The sequence below is a fragment of the Paenibacillus sp. 19GGS1-52 genome (assembly GCF_022369515.1).
Taxonomy (GTDB): domain Bacteria; phylum Bacillota; class Bacilli; order Paenibacillales; family Paenibacillaceae; genus Paenibacillus_AQ.
Genome location: NZ_CP059724.1, coordinates 692,487 through 713,684 on the forward strand (window position 1 = coordinate 692,487; position 21,198 = coordinate 713,684).

General features: G+C 49.0%; 18 protein-coding genes. 11 read left to right on the top strand and 7 right to left on the bottom strand.

Annotated elements, in window-relative coordinates; genetic code table 11:
• Nucleotides 1-81: 81 nt before the first annotated feature.
• Genes H1230_RS03175 through H1230_RS03185 form a run of 3 tightly spaced genes read left to right on the top strand, consistent with a single transcriptional unit; the run spans nucleotide 82 to nucleotide 2,507 of the window.
• Nucleotides 82-1,314: an MFS transporter gene (locus H1230_RS03175; protein WP_239714195.1), complete on the top strand. Its 1,233-nt coding sequence runs from the start codon at nucleotides 82-84 to the stop codon at nucleotides 1,312-1,314.
• Between the two features lie 37 nt (nucleotides 1,315-1,351).
• Complete coding sequence (locus tag H1230_RS03180) at nucleotides 1,352-1,882, top strand: GNAT family N-acetyltransferase (RefSeq protein WP_154119203.1); 531 nt, start codon at nucleotides 1,352-1,354, stop codon at nucleotides 1,880-1,882.
• Complete coding sequence (locus tag H1230_RS03185; protein ID WP_239714196.1) at nucleotides 1,863-2,507, top strand: MOSC domain-containing protein; 645 nt, start codon at nucleotides 1,863-1,865, stop codon at nucleotides 2,505-2,507. The genes H1230_RS03180 and H1230_RS03185 overlap by 20 nt, the downstream gene beginning before the upstream one ends.
• Before the next feature lie 123 nt (nucleotides 2,508-2,630).
• Here the strand turns inward: H1230_RS03185 and H1230_RS03190 are convergent, their stop codons facing one another.
• Together H1230_RS03190 and H1230_RS03195 are read right to left on the bottom strand one after the other, a co-directional pair.
• Nucleotides 2,631-3,179 carry a GNAT family N-acetyltransferase gene (locus H1230_RS03190; RefSeq protein WP_239714197.1) on the bottom strand — a complete coding sequence of 183 codons (549 nt, stop codon included), beginning with the start codon at nucleotides 3,177-3,179 and terminating at the stop codon, nucleotides 2,631-2,633.
• Between the two features lie 36 nt (nucleotides 3,180-3,215).
• Complete coding sequence (locus H1230_RS03195; protein WP_239714198.1) at nucleotides 3,216-3,464, bottom strand: DUF2164 domain-containing protein; 249 nt, start codon at nucleotides 3,462-3,464, stop codon at nucleotides 3,216-3,218.
• A gap of 226 nt (nucleotides 3,465-3,690) precedes the next feature.
• On the opposite strand from H1230_RS03195, the gene H1230_RS03200 reads away from it, so the two are divergent.
• A complete protein-coding gene (locus tag H1230_RS03200) occupies nucleotides 3,691-5,400 on the top strand; it encodes a glutamine--tRNA ligase/YqeY domain fusion protein (protein WP_239714199.1) in 1,710 nt (569 codons plus the stop codon).
• Between the two features lie 246 nt (nucleotides 5,401-5,646).
• Here the strand turns inward: H1230_RS03200 and H1230_RS03205 are convergent, their stop codons facing one another.
• The gene (locus H1230_RS03205) at nucleotides 5,647-6,870 is read right to left on the bottom strand and encodes an MFS transporter (RefSeq protein WP_239714200.1); all 1,224 of its coding nucleotides are present in this window, start codon (nucleotides 6,868-6,870) and stop codon (nucleotides 5,647-5,649) included.
• Between the two features lie 143 nt (nucleotides 6,871-7,013).
• On the opposite strand from H1230_RS03205, the gene mobA reads away from it, so the two are divergent.
• The 4 genes from mobA to H1230_RS03225 all read left to right on the top strand — a co-directional run bounded on the left by mobA (nucleotide 7,014) and on the right by H1230_RS03225 (nucleotide 11,289).
• The gene (gene mobA, locus H1230_RS03210) at nucleotides 7,014-7,652 is read left to right on the top strand and encodes a molybdenum cofactor guanylyltransferase (protein WP_239714201.1); all 639 of its coding nucleotides are present in this window, start codon (nucleotides 7,014-7,016) and stop codon (nucleotides 7,650-7,652) included.
• Between the two features lie 115 nt (nucleotides 7,653-7,767).
• Entirely contained in the window at nucleotides 7,768-9,633 is a 1,866-nt protein-coding gene (locus tag H1230_RS03215) for an ABC transporter ATP-binding protein (RefSeq protein ID WP_275591095.1), read from the top strand.
• Nucleotides 9,563-10,243 carry a response regulator transcription factor gene (locus H1230_RS03220; RefSeq protein WP_239714202.1) on the top strand — a complete coding sequence of 227 codons (681 nt, stop codon included), beginning with the start codon at nucleotides 9,563-9,565 and terminating at the stop codon, nucleotides 10,241-10,243. Before H1230_RS03215 ends, H1230_RS03220 begins: the two co-directional genes overlap by 71 nt.
• Nucleotides 10,240-11,289: a sensor histidine kinase gene (locus tag H1230_RS03225; RefSeq protein WP_239714203.1), complete on the top strand. Its 1,050-nt coding sequence runs from the start codon at nucleotides 10,240-10,242 to the stop codon at nucleotides 11,287-11,289. The genes H1230_RS03220 and H1230_RS03225 overlap by 4 nt, the downstream gene beginning before the upstream one ends.
• 28 nt (nucleotides 11,290-11,317) lie before the next feature.
• Here the strand turns inward: H1230_RS03225 and H1230_RS03230 are convergent, their stop codons facing one another.
• Both H1230_RS03230 and H1230_RS03235 read right to left on the bottom strand, forming a co-directional pair.
• Nucleotides 11,318-11,923, bottom strand: a complete 606-nt coding sequence (locus H1230_RS03230) for a TetR/AcrR family transcriptional regulator (RefSeq protein WP_239714204.1) — start codon at nucleotides 11,921-11,923, stop codon at nucleotides 11,318-11,320.
• 67 nt (nucleotides 11,924-11,990) lie between these two features.
• Nucleotides 11,991-13,460 (bottom strand): aminotransferase-like domain-containing protein, encoded by a 1,470-nt coding sequence (locus H1230_RS03235; protein WP_239714205.1) that lies wholly within the window; start codon nucleotides 13,458-13,460, stop codon nucleotides 11,991-11,993.
• A gap of 190 nt (nucleotides 13,461-13,650) precedes the next feature.
• Between H1230_RS03235 and H1230_RS03240 the strand changes: the two genes are divergently transcribed.
• Nucleotides 13,651-14,262 carry a LysE/ArgO family amino acid transporter gene (locus H1230_RS03240; RefSeq protein WP_239714206.1) on the top strand — a complete coding sequence of 204 codons (612 nt, stop codon included), beginning with the start codon at nucleotides 13,651-13,653 and terminating at the stop codon, nucleotides 14,260-14,262.
• A gap of 218 nt (nucleotides 14,263-14,480) precedes the next feature.
• Complete coding sequence (locus H1230_RS03245) at nucleotides 14,481-15,173, top strand: TorD/DmsD family molecular chaperone (protein ID WP_239714207.1); 693 nt, start codon at nucleotides 14,481-14,483, stop codon at nucleotides 15,171-15,173.
• 98 nt (nucleotides 15,174-15,271) lie between these two features.
• On the opposite strand, the gene H1230_RS03250 is transcribed toward H1230_RS03245, so the two are convergent.
• Together H1230_RS03250 and H1230_RS03255 are read right to left on the bottom strand one after the other, a co-directional pair.
• Nucleotides 15,272-18,406, bottom strand: coding sequence for an efflux RND transporter permease subunit (locus tag H1230_RS03250; protein WP_239714208.1), 3,135 nt, complete (start codon nucleotides 18,404-18,406; stop codon nucleotides 15,272-15,274).
• Nucleotides 18,407-18,527: 121 nt separating this feature from the next.
• Nucleotides 18,528-19,442, bottom strand: coding sequence for a TetR/AcrR family transcriptional regulator (locus H1230_RS03255; protein ID WP_239714209.1), 915 nt, complete (start codon nucleotides 19,440-19,442; stop codon nucleotides 18,528-18,530).
• A gap of 225 nt (nucleotides 19,443-19,667) precedes the next feature.
• Between H1230_RS03255 and cls the strand changes: the two genes are divergently transcribed.
• Nucleotides 19,668-21,185 (top strand): cardiolipin synthase, encoded by a 1,518-nt coding sequence (gene cls / locus H1230_RS03260; protein ID WP_239714210.1) that lies wholly within the window; start codon nucleotides 19,668-19,670, stop codon nucleotides 21,183-21,185.
• The last annotated feature ends 13 nt before the right edge of the window (nucleotides 21,186-21,198 follow it).

The window sequence follows — 21,198 nt, forward strand, 5'->3', positions numbered from 1 at the left end:
TACAGGCTTGCCCTGAGCTCTGTTATCGGATAATACTGGATGGGATTAATGACATATATATAACAGGGGATGTACATTACAATGAAGTTTTTAGATGCTTATCCTAAAGAAGTAAAAGTATTTCTGATTGCCAGCCTTATAAACGCTATAGGCAGTGCGATCATGTGGCCGCTTGTGACGATGTATGTATTTGACGAGCTTGGCCGCAGTATGAAGGATGCCGGGCTCGTTATCGTTATCCAATCTATTGGCGGAATTGCAGGCCAATTGCTCGGCGGTTCACTTTATCATAAAATAGGCGTAAATAAGCTGATTGTTGGAGCGTTGGCGATGAATGCGTTGGCCCTGTTCACTTTACCGGCCGCAAGCACCAACTGGAACTTATTTATGGCAATGATGGGACTGGTAGGATTATTTAACTCACTCTCGCTGCCGGCCATACAGGCATTCATCGGCTTCCGATTCAGGGAGCAGCGCGGTGAGCTGTTCAATGTTATTTATGTCGCCAATAATATAGGAGTAGCCATCGGTACCGCGCTAAGCGGGTTCCTCGCAGACTTCTCCTATATGCTGAGTTTTGTGCTGAATGGCGTGTCCTCGGCTGTATTTGCGGTTTTTTTCTTTGTTTATTTGCGGAAGGTGGGTACAGAACCCTCATCTGAGACGATGGATCACAGAAGAGTCCAACCACGCACGGATTCCAACTGGAGGCTGATGGGTCATGCGCATATTTATTTATACATGGCTATTGGCTCGCTGTTCCTACTGATCGGTAATTCCATCTGGAATACAGGTGTATCACCATTTATTATTTCCGAAGGCTGGTCCAAAAGTATTTATGGCTTTCTCTGGACGCTGAATGGTGTGCTTATCTTCGTGGCACAGCCACTCGTCAGCCTGATTAAACGCTGGTTCGCATCGACGACAACAGCCCAAATGACAGCAAGTGCTGTATTTTACTTTAGCGGCTATGTCGTTATATTATTGCTGCCGAGTTACCCCGGTCTGCTGCTGGCGATGCTGCTGACTACGCTAGGCGAAATGCTTATCTCACCGGCGATGCCCTCCTTTATTTCGGAGCATGCAGACCGCAGCGCTCCATTTTATCTCGGATTAACGGGGGGGATTGGCGCAGTGGGTAGAGTCATTGGTCCTTTTTTCATGGGCAGTCTATTTGATAGTGGCGGCTTAGCCCCCACAGCTTGGTTGGCCTGCGCAATGGCAGTGCTGTCCATAGGGTCCTTCGTTTTACATGCGTTTGTCAACCGGCGAGGTCGTAAAGCTTGGACTAATAGTACGGAACAATCTGCTTAGAATGATTGAAGCAGTAACGCAAGGGGTGCAATAAGGAATGCAACACATCAATAGAGATACGCTTGATATTAGACCTTCTGAATTCAAGGATGCTCGTGAACTGATTACACTGGACAATATGATCTGGACGGAAGAGACTACACCGGGTCCTTTAATGTGGCGTTCACGTGAGGATTATCTGCTGCACGCTCCCCCGGGTTCTCAGCTCGTGGCTATGCAAGAGGGCCAGCTCTGCGGGTATGTCGGCTTTGGCTGTCCCAGTGGAATGGTAAGCAATAGACATGTGTGCGAGGTTAATATTGCCGTTCATCCGCGCTGCCAGCGAGTGGGCATTGGGCAGCAACTGATGGTAGCGATCAAACAGCATGCCGCAAACAATGGAATTCGCAAGCTTCGTCTGCGTGTATTATCCTGTAACACGCCGGCACTCTCCTTCTACCAAAAATGCGGGTTTCAGGAAGAGGGACGTTTGCGGGAGGAATTTTATCTGGGCGGTCGTTACGTGGATGAGGTATTTATGAGCTGTATGCTGACAGGAGGTCAGGAACATGGAAATCATCTCGCTTAACTTGGGTCAGCCGATAACGGTCGACTACCGCGGCAAACCAGTGGAGACAGGAATCTATAAAATGCCCGTGAAAGGCCCGGTACAGCTGTGCAGCAACGGCTTCGAGGGTGATGGACAGGCGGATCTGGTGAATCACGGCGGTCCCGACAAGGCGGTTTGTGTATACCCTATTGAGCATTATTCGTATTGGGAGAAATACTTAGGCAAAAAGTTGGAATTCTCCGCCTTTGGTGAGAATATAACGACAAGCGGGCTATTGGAGACAGAGGTCAACATTGGAGACATTTATGAAATAGGGTCGACGCTGCTACAGGTGAGTCAGCCGCGTTATCCTTGCTTCAAGCTCTCGCAAAAGCATGGTCCTGTTGATATGCCTGCCCAGGTGCTGCAAACGGGGTATAGTGGTTTCTACTTTCGCGTACTGCGTGAAGGCAAAATCTCTGCCGGCGACGTTATCCTGAAGAAGGAGAGCGGTGCGGGCGGTATAGCAGTGTCACGGGTATTGCATTCTATGGAGGTCGGACGTACGGACAAGACGGGCTTGGCCGAACTGCTGGAGCTTGAGAGCCTGGCTGAAGGAATCCGCACGAAGTTCCGCAATTGGCTGGAGCTGGCGGAGAGCTAGGTTTAACGAAGTAACAATGAAACGTGGTCGAAATGATCATGATCCGGCAAAACAACCCTGGCGGCATATCTACCCACCAGGGTTGTTTCACGTCTTATGCCCGTGAGTTCGAGGCTGGAGGCCTCAGCTCAGCAGTTTCCATTCGCTGCGCAGCAAGCCATACACAGCATGATTCACATAGCCGGCAGGCAGCTTTTCCGCCTGTCGGACAATACCTTCGAGTACGAACCCAAGCCGCTCGGGTATGGCTCGGCTGGGGGTATTGCCGGTGGCGCAACGAATTTCCACACGGTTTAGCTCTAATTCCAGCAGTGCGTAGTCCACAAGAACCCGGCAGGCACTGGTCATATAGCCTTTTCCTTCATAACCCTCACCCAGCCAGTAGCCGATGCCAACAGAACGGTTGCTCCAGTCGATTTCGTGATACCCGACAATGCCGGCAAGCTCACCGCGGACCCACAGTCCGGCGGTAAAGCCGCCGTTGTCAGCGCCTTGCTTAATCGCATTTTTGACAAAGCTGACGATGTGGGTCTGCTCCGTAACGGCATCTACCCAAGGTAACCATTGCCGCAGTCGAATCCGCGAGCGCTGCACCAGCGCAAACATTTGACGGGTATGCTCCAGCACCAGTGGCTTTAGCATAAGCTCTTCATCAATGAGATAATTGAACAAGCAGCAGCCTCCTCAGCGGCATAGGACTTGTTGTGCTTACTTGCGCTTCTTCCATTCCAGTGCGTAAATATCTTCCTCCAACGATTGCATTCGCTGTCCTACAAGGGTGCGGCAATCCCCTAACGCCCCATTATAAATGGAGGGTCCGAGTTCCTCTAAGAAGAACTCCAGCAGGCTGTCTGCTGCCAGGTGGCCAATGGTTTCCCCACGTTCGGACTCGAAGTAGGCGCGGATGTTCTCTACAATGTTTTCCCGCTGCTCCTTAGGCAGTTTAATTAACTTCACGGCTCTAAAGTCTCCCCTTTTGTGCAGATAAAAGCTAAAAGTCCCTATGTTCTTCATGCTACTCCATCGCCGGGAGAGAAGTCAAAGGATAGGGTGATTAACTTGGGATTAGTGGATGGCCTGTGTCTACTTTTATTGAACAATCGCTGTTTAACGGGTATATTAGTAGGAAACATGTTTATACAAGAAAAGTGATGTAATATTCCAGAACGAAAGGTTGATAACTGTGGAGAACCGTAGCACCCCCTCCAATTTCATTAAGAATGCCATTACCGAAGATCTACGCTCGGGTAAAGTAAAGGAAGTTGTTACCCGCTTTCCACCAGAGCCGAACGGTTATTTACATATCGGACATGCCAAGGCGATTTGGATTAACTTTACACTGGCTGATGAGTTTGGTGGGAAGACAAACCTGAGATTCGACGATACCAATCCTGCTAAAGAGGACACGGAATATGTGAATTCCATTCAAGAAGATGTGAAGTGGCTAGGCTACGAATGGGATGAGCTGCGCTTTGCTTCGGATTATTTCGAAGAGATGTACAAGCGGGCTGAACTGCTGGTGACCAAGGGCAAAGCTTATGTAGATGATCTTAGTGCTGATGAAATCCGTCAACTGCGGGGAACGCTGACGCAGCCAGGTCAGAACAGTCCGCATCGCGAACGCAGCGTAGAGGAGAATTTGGATTTATTCCGGCGTATGCATGCTGGCGATTTCAAGGACGGCGAGAAGGTGCTGCGCGCCAAAATCGATATGTCTTCCCCGAATATTAACCTGCGGGACCCGGTTCTTTATCGTATTTCTCATACGCATCATCATAATACAGGCGATAAGTGGTGTATCTATCCCATGTATGCTTTTGCCCATCCGTTGGAGGATGCTATCGAAGGTGTGACCCATTCTCTCTGTTCGCTGGAGTTCGAGGATCAACGACCGTTCTATGATTGGGTTGTAGCGGAATGTGAGATGCCGTCCGTGCCCCATCAATATGAATTTGGACGTCTTAATGTAGCTCAGACGATGACCAGCAAGCGCAAGCTGAAGTTGCTGGTAGACGAGGGGCATGTGGACGGCTGGGATGATCCGCGTATGCCAACGATTTCCGGCCTGCGTCGTCGTGGCTATACTCCGGAAGCTATTCGCAGCTTTGTCTACGAGGCAGGCATCTCCAAAAGCCAGGGTCTAGTGGACTTGCAAATGCTGGAGCACTTTATCCGTGAAGATCTTAAGCTTACCGTACCGCGTACCATGGCTGTACTGCGTCCGCTCAAGGTCGTTATCACGAACTATCCCGAGGGCCAAACCGAAATGTTTGAAGTGGAGAATAACATTGAGAATGAAGAAATGGGCACCCGCCAGGTTCTGTTCTCACGTGAGCTTTACATTGAACGCGACGACTTCATGGAGAATCCAGCGCATAAATATTTCCGGTTGTTCCCCGGCAATGAAGTTCGCCTGAAGAATGCCTACTTCATCAAATGCAATGAGTTCATCAAAGACGAACACGGTGAGGTTGTCGAGCTGCATTGCACGTATGACCCGGAAACCAAAAGCGGAAGCGGATTTACGGGCCGCAAAGTGAAGGGGACGTTGCACTGGGTAGAAGCAAGTCAGGCTGTACCTGCGGAATTCCGTCTGTACGAGCCGCTGATTTCTGCCGAGGCACCGGATGAGGTAGTGGCGGATCTGGAAGGTCTGGATGCTCCTGCTGAGAAGGCAGAGCCAAGTTTCCTCGATCAGATCAACCCGAAATCCATTGACATTCTGCAAGGATTCGTAGAGCCAGCGCTTAGAGAAAGTGTGGCGCAGGATAAATATCAATTTTTCCGGCATGGCTATTTCAATGTGGACAGCAAGTATTCCGCTCCAGGCCATCTTGTATTTAATCTCGTAGTTCCACTGAAAAGCTCATTTCAGCCGCCTAAGCAAGGCTAATTGGAGTGAAATGTAGGGAAGTGTTCTGGGCGGACGCTCCGCGAACGGAACGTTGCTTCAATCGCTGTGCGACCGCTGGCGCTTTTCCGCAATCGTTCCGTTCTCTCCGCTGCTTCCAGCGGGAACCGTTTCATAAGCAAGCACAATAAACCCAAAAAAAACTAGCAAGTCCCCAATGACCGGAGGCTTGCTAGTTTTTTAGCTTTATTGAATTTTAAGAAAGTTGCCTTAGCCTCAGCCAGATGATCACAGATCAATATCCGCATGCTCTTCTTCGACCTCAGAAGGGGGGCGATACCCACCACGAATGACGAAGAGCCACATGGAGCCGAAACCGAGAGCGCCTATCAGGGCTAGAAATACTCCAGACTGGTACATGCTTTGTGCACCGAGATTCTGAAACAGCCAGCCGCCAAGAACACCACCAAGAATGCCGGATATCCCGCTCCAAGTTAGCGTATAGAGGGCTTGTCCGGAAGAACGGTAAGCACGTGGAACTAACAGCATCGTCAGTTGGGTCCCAACATAGAAGAAGCCCCCGAACGTGACACAGTGCAGAATTTGAATAAGCGCAACCTGAAGTGCTGTTGTCGCATCAGCCATCAGCCACCAGCGCAGTGCGAATAAGGCACTGACGAACGCCAGCCAGCCTAGAAGCACCGAGATCTTACGTTTGAGAAACCGGTCACAGAGGATAAACACGCCTACTTCCAGAATGGAAGAGAGGAATACAGCGAGCCCGATCATTGATTTTGAGCCGCCAAGGTCCGTAATGTACAGCGACATAAATGTATTGTTCATTGTATTAGGAATAGAGACCAGAATGCCGAAGAGAATAAAACATAGGAAAAAGGGATTGTAGAAATTTCGACTGAACCCTTTAAATGGCAGTGGAGCCATTCCAATCGACTGGTCCAGCTTTGGCAGCGCAAGCAGGGCTATCATCGAGGCGCATAGCAGCGCTGTAAATAGATAAGACAATACAGACACTCCAGCCCAATTCAGAATTGGCCCGGCGATGACCGCAGTCAGCGCCCATCCCATGGAACCCCACAACCGAAAAGAGCCGAAACGGTGAGTCGTGCCGTTAATATAACTTAGAATCATCGTGTTGCTCTGGGCAAACAGAGGGCCTTGAAAGAAATAGAATAAAATAATGGAGACGTAGATCATCTCATATGTATTGGCCTGAAAAACAAGCTGGGATATCACAAGTGTTCCCGTCAGCATAAGCATTACGATTCGCCGAATATTCTGAGACCGGTCTGTCCATATGCCCCAGAATGGATTGGCGAAAATCGACACAAGCGCTCCTATGGACATTACACTGCCTATCTCCAACTTGTTCATCCCGGCATCCTGCAGGTATAGTTGGAAGAAGCTGGTGAAGAGGACTATAGTACCATATACAAAAAAGTTGAACCATTTCAAAGACGTGAAAGAAGGTTGCTTGTCAAGGTTTTCCCGCAAATTGGGCACTCCTTTCCCGCTAGATGCTTGGTAACAGCAGCGCGGCATTTAAGGCCGCTTCTATCACTGTAACACGTGTTGAAAAGGGATACAAACCAACTTTTGAGCGGTTTTCCAAATGTCTGGTAAAGAGGTGACTAAAGATGGAGATTACCGGAATCATTTTAGCTGGAGGGCACTCCCGACGAATGGGTACTGACAAAGCACTGTTAGAGTTGGGTGGAATTCCTCTCGTCGCACTCACGGCAGCCCGATTATCACAGGTAGCGGATACCGTTGTAATCGCTTGTGGTGAAGAGGAAAGGAAAGACTACCAGTTTCTTAGATTGCCCATGGTAATCGACCGTTATCCCGACCTCGGCCCACTTGCGGGCCTACATGCCACACTACGCATATCGCATACGGAATGGAGTGCTGCCGTGGCCTGTGATTTGCCCTTTGCAGGCGTAGAGCTTCTTAATTTCATGAAAGAGATTGCCTCAACTGAGTCATCTATTCAAGCGGTCGTCCCCGTGAATGCCGCGGGTAAAGCCCAGCCGCTATTGGCTTTCTATCATAGAAGCGTTCTCCCTAGTCTGGAGGAGTCGCTTATGCAGAAGCGTCTACGGGTGATGGAGTGGCTTGACAACCTAGCGGTTCGTTATGTTCAAGAGAAAGACTTCCCCCTTAGTATGAGTGACAGAGGTCAAGGCATGGAGCTGCTTAATATGAATACACCTGCTGAATATCTTGCTGCTGTGAAGCTTGCCTCATTTCTTTTTAAGGGCGACCATGAAGTTTAATCAGGCTTATTCAATCGTTTAACTTCAGTTTACATAGCAGGGTTATTGTAGATTTATCGCAGGATAGAAGCAGTAAGGCTCCTGCCATTTATCCAAGAAGAAAAGGGGAGCAATCATGAGCAGCATAACAACTAAGCGGGGGAAGGGAATCGCGATCAAGCCTTTCCTGACCTTGCTGAAGGATACCAAACCTTCCTATGGCCTACTGGCTATAGCGATTGGTCTTAGCATAATATCAACATTGGTGGGATTGGTAATTCCGATGTTCACCAAGAATCTAGTGGATGGTTTCTCACTGGCTTCTATCAGTAAACTGCAAATTGTCGGAATAGTAGGGGCCTTTATTGCCCAGACCATTGCCGCTGGAGTCTCCATTTATCTGCTGAATTATGCCGGACAAAAAATGGTTGCCGGTTTGCGGGACCGGCTGTGGCGCAAGTTCCTTGTTCTTCCGGTAGCCTATTATAATGAGAACCGGACCGGAGAAAGTGTCAGCCGTATGACTAACGATACGGGGATCATTAAGACCCTGATTTCTGAGCATTTAGCCAGCCTATTTACAGGAGTAATCTCCATTGTGGGCTCGATTGCTGTTCTGCTCTACCTGAACTGGAAAATGACCCTGGTCCTGTTCACCGTACTTCCGCTCTCTGCGCTCATTTTGGTACCGCTCGGGCGGCAGATGTACAAGATCTCAAAGGGGATGCAGGACGAAACGGCCTCTTTTACCGCGACACTCAGCGGGGTATTGTCAGAGATTAGACTGGTGAAATCCTCCGGGGCTGAAGAGCGTGAATATGTGGCCGGCAAGACTGGAATTATGAACCTGCTCTCCTTCGGTATCCGTGAGGGTAAGATCAGTGCAATGATTAGTCCATTAGTTTCGTTCGTGTTTATGCTGCTGCTGGTTGTCATTATTGGCTACGGTGGGATGCAGGTATCAGCGGGTGTTTTGACAGCGGGGGAACTGGTTGCTTTTATTCTCTACCTGATTCAGATTATCATGCCGCTTACCCAATTGACGACGTTTTTCACGCAAATGCAGAAGGCCAAGGGTGCGTCTGAGCGTATTATTGAAACGCTGGCTGAGGCAGAGGAAATCTATGAAGGGGAAGAGGAGGCGAGCGGAACAGAGGGTCCGATCTCGGTAGAAGACTTGAGCTTCGGCTACAAGAACGGCGAGAATGTGTTGAGCAATGTAAGCTTCCGTATGCACCCAGGTGAGGTGACCGCTATTGTAGGACCTAGTGGAGGCGGCAAAACAACCTTGTTCTCCCTGCTGGAGCGCTTCTATGAGCCGCAGACTGGCATGATCAGACTTGGTGAGAAGCCGGTAGCCGCGTTCTCGCTGCGTTCCTGGCGTAACCTGATCGGCTACGTATCCCAGGAGAGTCCTCTGCTGGCAGGTACGATTGCTGAGAATCTCAGCTATGGGCTGGAACGGGAAATCAGCAGTGATGAGATGCGCAGCGCAGCAGCAATGGCTTACGCAGATGGCTTTATCGACGAGCTGCCGAATGGATATAATACCGATGTCGGAGAACGTGGCGTGAAGCTGTCTGGCGGACAGCGGCAGCGGATTGCGATCGCCAGGGCGCTGCTGCGAAATCCGCGGATTCTGATGCTTGATGAGGCGACTTCCAGTCTGGACAGCCAATCCGAAGCTGTGGTGCAAAAGGCGCTCTCCAATCTGATGGAGGGCCGGACAACGATCGTGATTGCTCACCGCCTGGCGACAGTCGTGAACGCAGACCAGATTATTTTTATGGAAAAAGGCCGGATCACCGGCACGGGAACACATGCGGAACTGCTGCAGACTCATGAGCTTTATAAGGAATTCGCTACCCAGCAGCTGCAGCTGAATACACCAGAGATTCTCGCTGGCAGTGAAGAGGAGGTTGCAGTAGCAGATGACAAGAATACTGGTAGTGGACGACGATCCGCACATTCGCGAATTGGTGGAAGTCTTTCTGAGGGCTGAGGGGATCGATGAGGTGCAGGGAGCTTCTGATGGCTTGGAGGCTTTACATTATCTTGAAAGTGCCAGTGTAGACATGGCTATTCTTGATGTGATGATGCCGAATATGGACGGCTGGGAGCTGTGCCGACACTTGCGGAAGAGCTATGATTTTCCGATTCTGATGCTGACCGCCAAAGGCGAAGCCACACAAATTGTAAAAGGCTTTGAGCTCGGGACGGATGATTATTTGGTGAAGCCGTTTGAGCCGACGGTACTTATTGCGAGGGTTAAGGCGTTGCTCAAACGGTACCAGATCTCGGCTGCACAAAGTGTGACCATTGGTCTTTTGCACATGAACCGTAAGACATATGAGGCGTCCTCTGAACATGGGGAGATTACATTGCCGCTCAAGGAATATGAGCTACTGTTCAAGCTCGGCAGCTATCCGGGACAGACATTGACAAGAGACCGGCTGATTGAGGAGATCTGGGGTTATGATTTTGAGGGCAATGAGCGGACGCTGGATGTGCATATTAACCGCCTGCGTGAACGCTTTCCTCGGGAGAAGTATGGATTCGCCATCCGTACGATCCGCGGGCTGGGTTACCGGCTGGAGGGGGATATGGAATGAAAAAGTTCAGACTGACTGCTAAGATTATATTGGGCATATTGGGTGTTTCAACAGTGATTGCGGCCGCTTGGACAGGGGCCTATTTCGCGTCTAAACTGATTTTTCATAAATTTGGGGCGCCTTCTACGGAATATGTAACGCAACTGATTATTATGCTGCTTCAGTTTGTGTTTCTTTTTTGCCTGATGGCTATCATCAGCTTTGCTACCCGTGGACAAGAGAGAGTCTATATTCCGATTATTACCGCGATCCGGCAAATTTCCAAAGGTGATTTCAAGGTGGTATTGGATAATGATAGAAGATATGGTCAGTTTAACGGAATCGTCGAGGGGATCAATGAAATGGCCAGTGAGCTGAGCCGAATGGAGACGATGCGCCAGGACTTTATCTCCAATGTATCGCATGAGATTCAATCGCCGCTAACTTCTATTCGCGGATTTGCACGGGCACTGCGCAATGAGAGCTTGAGTTCCGGCAGCAGGAGTCATTATCTTGACATTATTGAAGCAGAGAGTACCCGTCTATCGGGTTTAAGTGAGAATCTGCTGAAGCTGTCGGCGCTGGAAGCAGACAGCTTTCCGTTCGAGCGCAAGGCCTACCGTCTGGACAAGCAACTGCGGGAAATGATTCTGGTCGCCGAGCCGCAGTGGCTCGGGAAAACTATAGAAGTTGAGGCTGAGCTGGAAGAAATCCATGTTTACGCGGTGGAAGATCTGATGAGTCAGGTCTGGACCAATCTGCTGCATAACAGCATCAAATTCACCCCGGAGGGTGGATGCATCCATATTCGGCTGTACTCCCTGGAGAAGACGATTGAGGTGGAGATCAAGGATAGCGGTATCGGGATTGCTGAAGAGGAACTGTCCCGTATCTTCGAACGCTTCTACAAAGTGGACCAAGCCAGAACAACCAGTGAAGGCGGTAGCGGGCTTGGTTTGTCACTCGTGAAGAAGATTGTTGAAATTCATGAAGGAAGTGTAGCTGTAAGGAGTCGTCCTGGTGAAGGAACGGTATTTGTGGTGAGTCTGCCGCTGCAGATAAAATAATTGCCATTTACGCTCAGGGGTTCCCTCGTTACTTAACGGGTGCAGTAAGTCCCTTCTCCAACAGGTACCATAATCCGCGGAATTCCTGCTCAATGTCTGTACTCAGCCACTGATAGGCATGAGCGGGGTGGTGGAAACGGGCAGTCGCATTAAAAATAGAACGTGCCAGGACTTCAGTCTGAACTGACGTATGAATGAGATTAGCCTCAACACCCCTAGCGATAAGGGTACTCATCTGCTCAATAATGCGCCCTACATGGGCGTCAATGAGATCAGCGGATTCTGCTGTGACGTCCGCATACATCTTGAACATCTCAGGGTCTTGCTCCGCGTATAGATGTTTCAGCTCTATTAACTTTAGTATATAACTCTTCAGTTGCTCCAAAGGACTCTCTACTGCAAGATTTACTATTTCTGTAAGGGGAACGATGATACTATCCTCCAGCCATCTTTCCGTTACAGCCTCTCTTAAAATCGCTTTGCTCGGAAAATGCCTGTATAGAGTGCCATGACTGACTCCCAGCAGCTTGGCCACATCGGTGACTGATGTCTTGTCAGGGCCGAACCGGCGCAGGGTTTGTTCAGCGGCATCCAAAATTTCGGTTTTACTCAAAAAAGTATTTGGTTTGATCATAATTCCTCTCTCCTCTCTGTGAATATAGCTTAGCACAAACATTCGAAATGACAACAATTATTATTTGTCATTTGATTTGTTCTTTTAGTATAGCGGATAGAGTAATCAACCCTGCCTCCAGCTCAGAGAGCGGTGCATACGCATAAGAAAGCCGCAGGTGCCTGCCATCGCGGCGATCGTAGAGATCGCCTGTGTTGAGCAGCAATCCTGCTTGCAGTGCCTTTTTGAAGAGTAGCTGCAGCGGTATTGGCTTGTGAAGGGACAGCCAAATATAGAAGCCTCCTGCTGGATTGTTCCATGAAGCCAGGTCAGTAAAATGAGTGCGAAGGATTTCCAGTACAGCAGAGCGTCGCTTGCGCAGCTCTTGACGTAAGGTATGACAGTGCAGTTCATGATAACCGCTCTCCAACCATTTTGCGGCAGCGAGCTGTGACAGAGAACTTGCACCATAATCACTCTGCATCTTGATGTCGGCCAGCCGCCGAACCACTGGCTCGGGACCGACTACCCAACCAATGCGCAGTCCTGGACTGGCTGATTTAGACAGCGTGCCGAGATAAAGAACACGGCCTTCGTTGTCCAGCGCTTTTAGCGGCAAGGGTGGTGGAGTATCCAGCCATAATTCCTGATAGGCAGCATCTTCGAGGATGGGCAGTCCAAGGCTGCTGGTGACCGCCATCAACTCCTGTCGTCGTCTTGCATCCATCAGAATCCCAGTAGGGTTGTGGAAGGTAGGAATGCTGTAGAGCATGGCGGCAGCGCTCCGCTGTACTTCAGGTGTAATGCTCTCTGTAAGCACTCCACGTTCATCCATGGGCAGACCGCTAAATTTCACACCTGCAGATTGAAACGAATGAATGGAGTACAGATAGGAAGGTTTCTCCAGTAGAATCGTTGAGCTGCGTGGCAGCAGCCCCAGAGCAATCAGTTGAAGGCCCTGCAGTGAGCCGGAGGTGATCAGAATAGAATCAGGTGCTGCATAAATCCCTATCTTGGACAATTGGTGGCTTATAGCTGTGCGCAACTGAAGACTGCCAAGCGGCTCTTCATAGGATAGAGGTAGGTGTGTTTGCTGTGCGAGATCAGCAAGAATGCTCTGCATCATGGCACTAGGCAGCAATTCAGGGGCCAGTTCACCGGTGCCAAGACGAATCAGCCCGCGTTCATATTCCAAGCGGTTGATGGACTGTATGGTGGGCAAATTGGGATAGTGGGTGCCTTCCTCGACATAATCGTTCCAATTGCCCGCTTGGCTTTCGAAGTCACCAGATTTCAGAAGTGCGACGAGGGTTCCGCCGCCCCGTTTACCCTCGATTAGACCCAAAGCCGTTAGCTGCCCCAGCGCAGTTACAATAGTACTACGGTTGACTCCAAACTGTCTGGCGAGCTCACGCTGTGGTGCGAGACGCATCCCTGTGGGCCAAGCGCCACTCCTGATCTTGCCCAAGAAGTAAGCGGAGATTTGGGCATGGAGAGGCAGCGGCGAAGAACGATCTAGCTTCCAGTTTTCTGTTATGGAGGCGGAGGGAACAGACACAGCATGACCTCCTTGTTTTTGCCTTGAGTATATCATAATTTGCTTGCTACTCTTTAGCTTGGTTGGGTATGCTGCGATCATTTGGATGGTTACGAAAGCTATGCTGGACAGTACTATCAGTGTTACGGCCATAAGTAGTGACTAGGCTGGTAAAGCTGACGTACATAGAATGCGTAGAGGAGAATCTAATATGATCGTAGCCATCATACATGGAGTTATATTGGCCTTGGGACTTATTTTACCGCTGGGAGTGCAAAATATATTCGTATTTAATCAGGGAGCTTTACACCCCAAATTCCGCAGCGTGCTGCCGGTTATTCTGACCGCCGCTATGTGTGATACGCTGCTTATTGCCGCCGCTGTGGGTGGTGTTTCGCTGGTTATCATTTCAGTGAGCTGGGTTAGGCCTGTTGTTTATGGGGCAGGGATTCTGTTTCTAGCCTTTATGGGCTGGAAAATTTGGAGAAGTGTTCCGGCAAAGAGAGAAACGAAGCTGCTTTCATTAAAAGGCCAGGTGGGATATGCATTGTCAGTATCACTGCTGAATCCGCATGCATTAATGGATACGGTAGGGGTTATCGGTACCAATTCCTTGCAATACACAGGTGGGGAACGCTGGGCGTTCGCCGTTGCCACAGCGGGAGTTTCCTGGATTTGGTTCATCGGTCTTGCCGCAGCAGGAAGAATGCTGGGGAAGGCTGATTCCACTGGAGAAGCTGTTCGGCTGCTGAATGTTATTTCTGCATTGCTAATCTGGGGTATCGCGTTTTATATGGGCATTCAACTGTTGGGAAGCCTCTAGCCGTGATTGATTAGCATGAATTTGACAGTAATACGACAATTATAGGGAATGGACATAGAATGCTCACGGAAAGCGCTTTGAATGTTCGTTATAATTTTGAGTGTAGAATATTACTTTCACTTTTGCGAAGAGCACAGCTACGATCTCGGAATGCGTTGCGGCGACCATGGCTCTACAGGCGCGGCGCCCGAGCAAACCAATTGAGGGGGATTTGCAGAATGACCAATCAAACAGTTCCATTACTTGCCGTGCCAGAGGCGCTTAGCCGGTGGCTGAAAAGCCGGGGATTAATATACCAACTGCTAGTAGATTTCTTTGGAAGAAAACCAACACTTTCACTGGTTGCCCAGTGGAGTCGTAAAGCACAAATGAGCGTTGCAGCAGAGATGACTGAAGGTGGACGGGAGCTCAAACGCTACCTCTGCAGCCAGGAGCCAGGTGAGCTGATGCACATCTGTGAGAAAGAGACGTTTGAATACAAGCGACTGATGAATGAGCGGGCCGCCATTGTCCCGCGTGAAGCTGCCCACATGGGCTGTGCGGATGAATTCTGTAACGTGCTGTCCGATGTCTACGCTTCAGCAGGAATTGTCTTTAAGAAATGCAATGGTGATGAATCCGATGATCATATTGCCATTGAACTGGAGTTCATGGCAGTGCTGCATGAACGTATGCTCTACAACAGCTTTTCCATTAGAAGTGCTATGGAACTGCTGGAAATTCAGGAAACCTTTCTGGAAGAGCATTTACTGAAGTGGACGCCGAAGTTCTGCGAAAGACTGAATGCTGCTACAGAAAGTCCATTGTATCTTGGACTCAGCCATATGCTTGAAGAATTTTTGCCTCAGGATCTGCAAATGCTGCGGATCTGGAAGGCTTCGCTGGAGAGCAGCGCAACTACAATGGCCTAGGCAAGTAGCAGATTCTGCTGCCTGTACCAGGTTCTAATTAGTAACAAAACAAATAAAGGCACCTTCCCTAATCGGAAAGGCGCCTTTTATTTGTTTTGTTATTCTTCTACTCGTTTGCTGCGGAATTTCATCAAGAATTCGTACACGACCGGTACAACAACTAGTGTCAGCAGCGTGGAGCTGATCAATCCGCCAATGACAGTTACACCAAGTCCTTTGGAGATGATCCCGGCACTGTTTTCAAGCCCCGTAACTAGCGGCAACAGAGCGCCTATAGTAGCAAGAGCTGTCATCAGAATTGGACGCAGGCGGGTTCCCCCAGCTTCAAGCAACGCTTGACGGGTGGATAGCCCTTCCTTCTCCTTATGAATAACACGGTCGATTAGCACGATCGCATTTGTGACGACAATACCAATTAGCATCAGCGCTCCCATAAGGGAGGAGACGTTCAGTGTTTCACCTGCCAGCAATAGAGCAACGAGTGCTCCGATCACGGTGAAGGGAAGCGAGAACAGAATGGCGAAGGGGGCCAGCCCGCCACCAAAGGTAACGACAAGCACGAAATATACAATGGCGATAGCGGCTGCCATGGCAATGCCCAGTTGGCCAAAGGTATCGTTGATTTGCTCGGTCACACCACCGAAGGTAATGGTTACACCATCGGGCAGATCCATAGCATCAATCTTATCTTTTACGCTGTTTGAAGCACTGTTGACGTCAGTTGCTATAATTTCAGCAGTAACGTCTACCTTCATTTTACCGTCCATACGAGTAATGGAGTCAGGGGAAGTACCATTTTTGATGGTTGCAACTTCTCCAATAGGTACTGTAAAGCCTAGTGGCGAAGTCAGTGTAGCATCCTCCATTTCCTGAATACTGCTGTACGTATCTTTATCAGTCTGGATGTATACATTATAGTTCTTGCCGTCCACGCTCACCTCGGTCAGAACAGGAAGCGCACCGGCAGGACTTAGCTTCATGGCGATTTGTCCAGCGGTTAAACCGAGAGCACTTAGCTTCTCTTGATTTGCTACAATCGTGTATTGATCATAAGATTCCTTGAGGCTTGTTTCCCCGTCTTTAAAGTTGGCTTTGTCGGCCTGGACGATTCCAGCGATCTCATCGGCAACCGGCTTCAACTGCTCCAGAGTGTCACCGAAGATATTTACGGTTAGTGTGCTGCCGCCAAGTCCTCCACCGGACGTACCGGACAGATCACCCCACACGCCTTCTGGAACTTCTTTAGTCAAGCCTTCGATTAATTTTTCTTTAACGGTATCAAAATCAGCAGTGTCACTATCATAAGCGACATAGAACAGGCCCGAATTGCCGGAGCCTATTCCGAACGGGCTGCTACCACCGATGGAATATTGCATTTTGTCCAAATGCTGTTGGGCCAATATATATTTCTCGGCCTTCAGTCCCTGTTCCTTCACGTCTTCCAGCCGTTGTCCAGCTTTCGGGGAGTAGGTCAGTGTAATATTCTTCTCTTCTTGGGAAGGCAGGAAGCTGACACCGATCGGTTTGATCAGGAGCAAGCTGCCGGCAAGCAGAAGTACGGCTACCCCGAGCGTAATCAGCTTATGAGAGAGACACCAGTTCAGAATTCTTTGGTAGCCGACGGCCATTCTTCCAGGTTTTTCACTGTGAATCTTCTTGCTGTTCTTAAGTCCATTGCGGAACAGCGTGTGAGCCAATGCTGGAACCAGCGTAATTGCAACTACCAGTGAAGCCAGCAGAGCAAATACCATAGTAAGGGCAAACGGCAGGAACAGTTCACCTACCATACCACTGACAAAAGCAAGTGGCAGGAACACGGCGATCGTTACAATCGTAGAGGATAGGATTGGCACGAACATTTCGCGTGTCGCCGCGCTAATCAATTCCCGACCACGCAGTTTCTCGCCGGATAGCGATAGCCGCCTGAATATATTCTCTATGACGACAATAGAGTCATCGACTACCCGCCCGATGGCTACGGTCATCGCCCCGAGCGTCATCATGTTAAGGGTAATATCCATCTGTCGCAAGCACAGAATAGCAATGAGGAGCGACAATGGAATGGAGATGATTGAAATAATGGTAGAACGGATATTTCTTAGGAAGACCAATATAATAATAACAGCGAACAGAGCTCCAAAAGCTGCTTTGGACAGCATCGTACTTACGGAATCCTCAATCGGCTTGCCTTGATCCAGAAGAACTGTCAGGTCAAGTCCCTTATACTGCTGCTTCAGTTCCTCCGTCTTGTCCTTGACGCTGTTTACAACGTCGACGGTGTTGGCATCATTGCCTTTGACGATTTGAATGCCGATGGATTCTTTACCGTTCGTGCGGGAGATGGATTCAGACTTTCCGGTAACCTTAATCGTGGCCAGCTCTCCGAGCTTAACGGTTGGCAGTCCCAGATTAGCTGAAGCACCAGTAGCTGTTCCAGCGACGTCGGTAGTATTAGCGACGCCAGCAGCGCCACTACCGGCAGCTTTTGGCACAATCGGGATACTTATATTTTTAAGATCCTCAACTGTAGTGATGTTGCCATCCACAACTACTGCTTTCTGGGCCTTCTCCATCTCGAACAGTCCAAGTGGAACGCGGATAGAGGAGCCTTGGACGATACCTTTAATAGTATCTTCTGTCAGCCCGTATTCCTTCAGCTTGTCTTGGTCGAACTTGAGTGTGACTTCCTTGACATATTGTCCGGCAATTTGCACGGAGGCTACACCTTCAAGATCTTCCAGGGCAGGGCGGATATCATTCTCGGCAATTTTCGTTAGTGCTTCAAGGTCCTGGGAGCCGTCAGTGGAAAGACTGAGCGAGATAACGGGCAATGAGCTCAGGCTGAAGCGGGTTATGGAAGGCTTCTGCGCATTCTCTGGCAGAGTGACCTCATTCAATGCCTCGCGCACGGCAGCTGTTGCGTTATCCAGATTGGTACCATAAGCGAATTCAATTGTAATGCTGGAGGCGTTCTCCAGTGAAGTGGAGGTCAGTGTCTTGACCCCATCCACATTGCGCAGCTTCTGCTCTAGCGGTTTGCTGACATCATTAACGACGCCCTCTGGTGCAGCACCCGGATAAATCGTTGTAATGCTGAGATAGGGTATATTAATATTAGGCAAGGTCTCTTGCTTCATGGTTAGGCCGCTGTATAAGCCAGCAAACACAATAATGATGGTCAGAAGCCAAATGGCGAATTTGTTTCTGAGTGAGAAATTAATTAAGCTTTTCATAAGTTACGTTTCTGCTCCTTTTAGACCTTCCGGATACGGAAAAGTCATTTTTTTTGGGTTGGCGTATGAAGCTCGCTATCTATGTTGAACTCTCTCTAAAAGTTCCTGCTGAATCCGTCCGTTAGTGAAATGCACATAAGTTATGCATATAAGGTGTAATCAGCTTCTGTAGCTCCTCCACTTCTTTGGCCAATTCAGGAAAGGTACGCAGATTGGACAGCATCCCTTGCATAATAGCTCTCCGAGGATGGGGCACTAGCATCTCTCCCTCCAAAATGGTGAGTGATTCCAGCATATCTTCCTTAGGTTGTGGCTGCATGGCAGTGGATGCACTCAATAAATCCTTTATCTCTTTGATCAACTGAAGTGGATTCCTGCGCTTGTTATCCTCGTGAACTTCCATCCAGCTTGACAGGATAGCAGAGGAGATGAGCGGGTCGGGATGGCGGGTGAGCAGACCCGACACAATGATATCCAATAGATCTACCAGATGATCAGCCATGCGGGCTATTGATATAGGACTCTCCTGATAAAACATAACACGCACATAGGAGCTGATCGTACCATGAGCTATCAGGCACAAGTCACCGGTGTACGGCAGAATTTCTTTTCCATACAGGCTCTCCAGCTTGGCCTGGAACCAGTTGAATAGAGTTAGGTTGCTATTGCGCAGCCATTCCGGTATCTCGGTTTGCTCTCTTCCGGACAGTTCCTGAATCTGTCGTTGTAGAAACTCTCGTAACTCATAGACGTGATGCAACAGGATTTCAATTTGATTGCGCAGCTTCTCTTGGGGGGTTCTCCGACTTTCCTGCTCCTCACGTAACAGGGGATCACGAATCATCCGGAAGCAATATATGTAAATGCTGCGTTTTAGCTCTTCCTTGGATTTGAACACCAGATAGAGACTGCCTTTGGACATCCCACATAGCTCGGCAATCTCCTGCATGGAGGTGGAGGAGGAGCCTTTTACGGCGAATAATTGCATTGCTGTCTTGATAATCTGTTCTTTTTTGTCCACGCTTCGCTCAGCCACTATGCTACTAGCTCCTTTTTGACTATTGAGTTCTGTAATTGACTAGTAAGTCAGATCGATTATATTATATTATTTGTAGCATTACAAATCTCCCACAGAAGAGGTTACAGTATTGACGCAATTCTATTTTGTAAGCTTTTCCGGTAGGAAGAAAGAGCTTCTTCAGGTAATATATAAATGTGTCGATTACGTGAGGATTGCTAGAAAGAGAAGGTAGGTTGGCAAATGAGAAGAGGATTACAGTCTACAGTCATTATTGGGGCTTTATTAGCATTTTATTACTTCGGTTTCGGGCTATTTGGCAGTACCGGAGGTACAATTATTAGTATTTTTTCTACATTAACGGTCATTTCCATTGGCTTGGCTATTTTTATGGAGAATCGTAATCCTTCTACAACGATGGCTTGGATTCTGCTGCTTGCCCTAATTCCGGTACTGGGACTTGTCTTCTATTTCCTGTTCGGACAAAATGTGTTCAAACGCCGTAAGTACGACAAAAAAGCCCAGCGCGACCTGATGGCTTACGAGCGGATCGAGAATGACGCGCTGCGAATGCATCAGGACTGGTCCATTTTTGATCCTTCACGCCAGAAGTTGCTCGGACTGGCTCAGAGATTGGCACGTACGCCTATATCGTTTACTTCGGAGACGCGTATATTGACCAACGGTGAAGAGACATTTGGTACCCTGCTGCTTGAGCTGCGCCAGGCTCAGCATCATATTCACATGGAATATTATATTTTTCGTGCAGACCATATCGGGACCCGTATTCAGCAGATTCTGATCGACAAGGCTCGTGCGGGTGTGGTCGTCCGATTTATGTATGATGCGGTCGGCAGCATTCAGCTTTCCAAAGCTTTTCTGAAGGAAATGAGTGATGCGGGGGTGCAGGTTGCGGCATACGGTAGTTCCAAATCCTTCTTCTCCTTTTTCTCCAGTCGTGTGAATTACCGGAATCACCGCAAGATTGTTGTTATTGATGGCGATGTTGGATTTATGGGCGGACTGAACGTGGGCGACGAATATCTGAGCCGCAGCAAGACTTACGGCTTCTGGCGGGATACGCATATGCTCGTTAGAGGTGAGGCAGTGCGTACGATGCAGATTATCTTTTTACAGGATTGGATGCATACAACGGGTGAGAAGATTCTGGAGCAGGATTATCTTTCACCGCAACTGCGGTTTATGTCAGGTGATGGAGCAGTGCAGATTATAGCGAGCGGACCGGATAATGAACGTCGGGCGCTCAAAAATATATTTTTCTCCATGATCACCTCTGCCGAGAAGTCGGTGTGGATTGCCAGCCCCTATTTCATTCCCGATGAGGATATTCTAACGGCGATCAGAGTTGCGGCGATGTCCGGGCTTGATGTGCGCCTGTTATTTCCGGCCAAGCCGGATAAATGGATTCCGTTTCTGGCCTCACATTCCTATTTCCCGTCTCTGCTGGAAGCAGGGGTGAAGATTTATGAATATGAGAAGGGCTTTATTCATTCCAAACTGCTGATTATTGACAGTGAGATAGCCACGATAGGCACGGCAAATATGGATATGCGCAGCTTCCACCTTAATTTTGAGGTCAATGCACTGCTGCTTAAGACAGAGAGTGTAGCCCGGATTGTAGCTGATTTTGAGCGGGATTTATTGTCTACCAGCCAGATAGAGCATACGGAGTTTATGAACAAGCGTTTGATAGAAAGGCTGCTGGAATCAGGAGCCAGACTGATGTCGCCGTTACTCTAACCAGAAATATAAA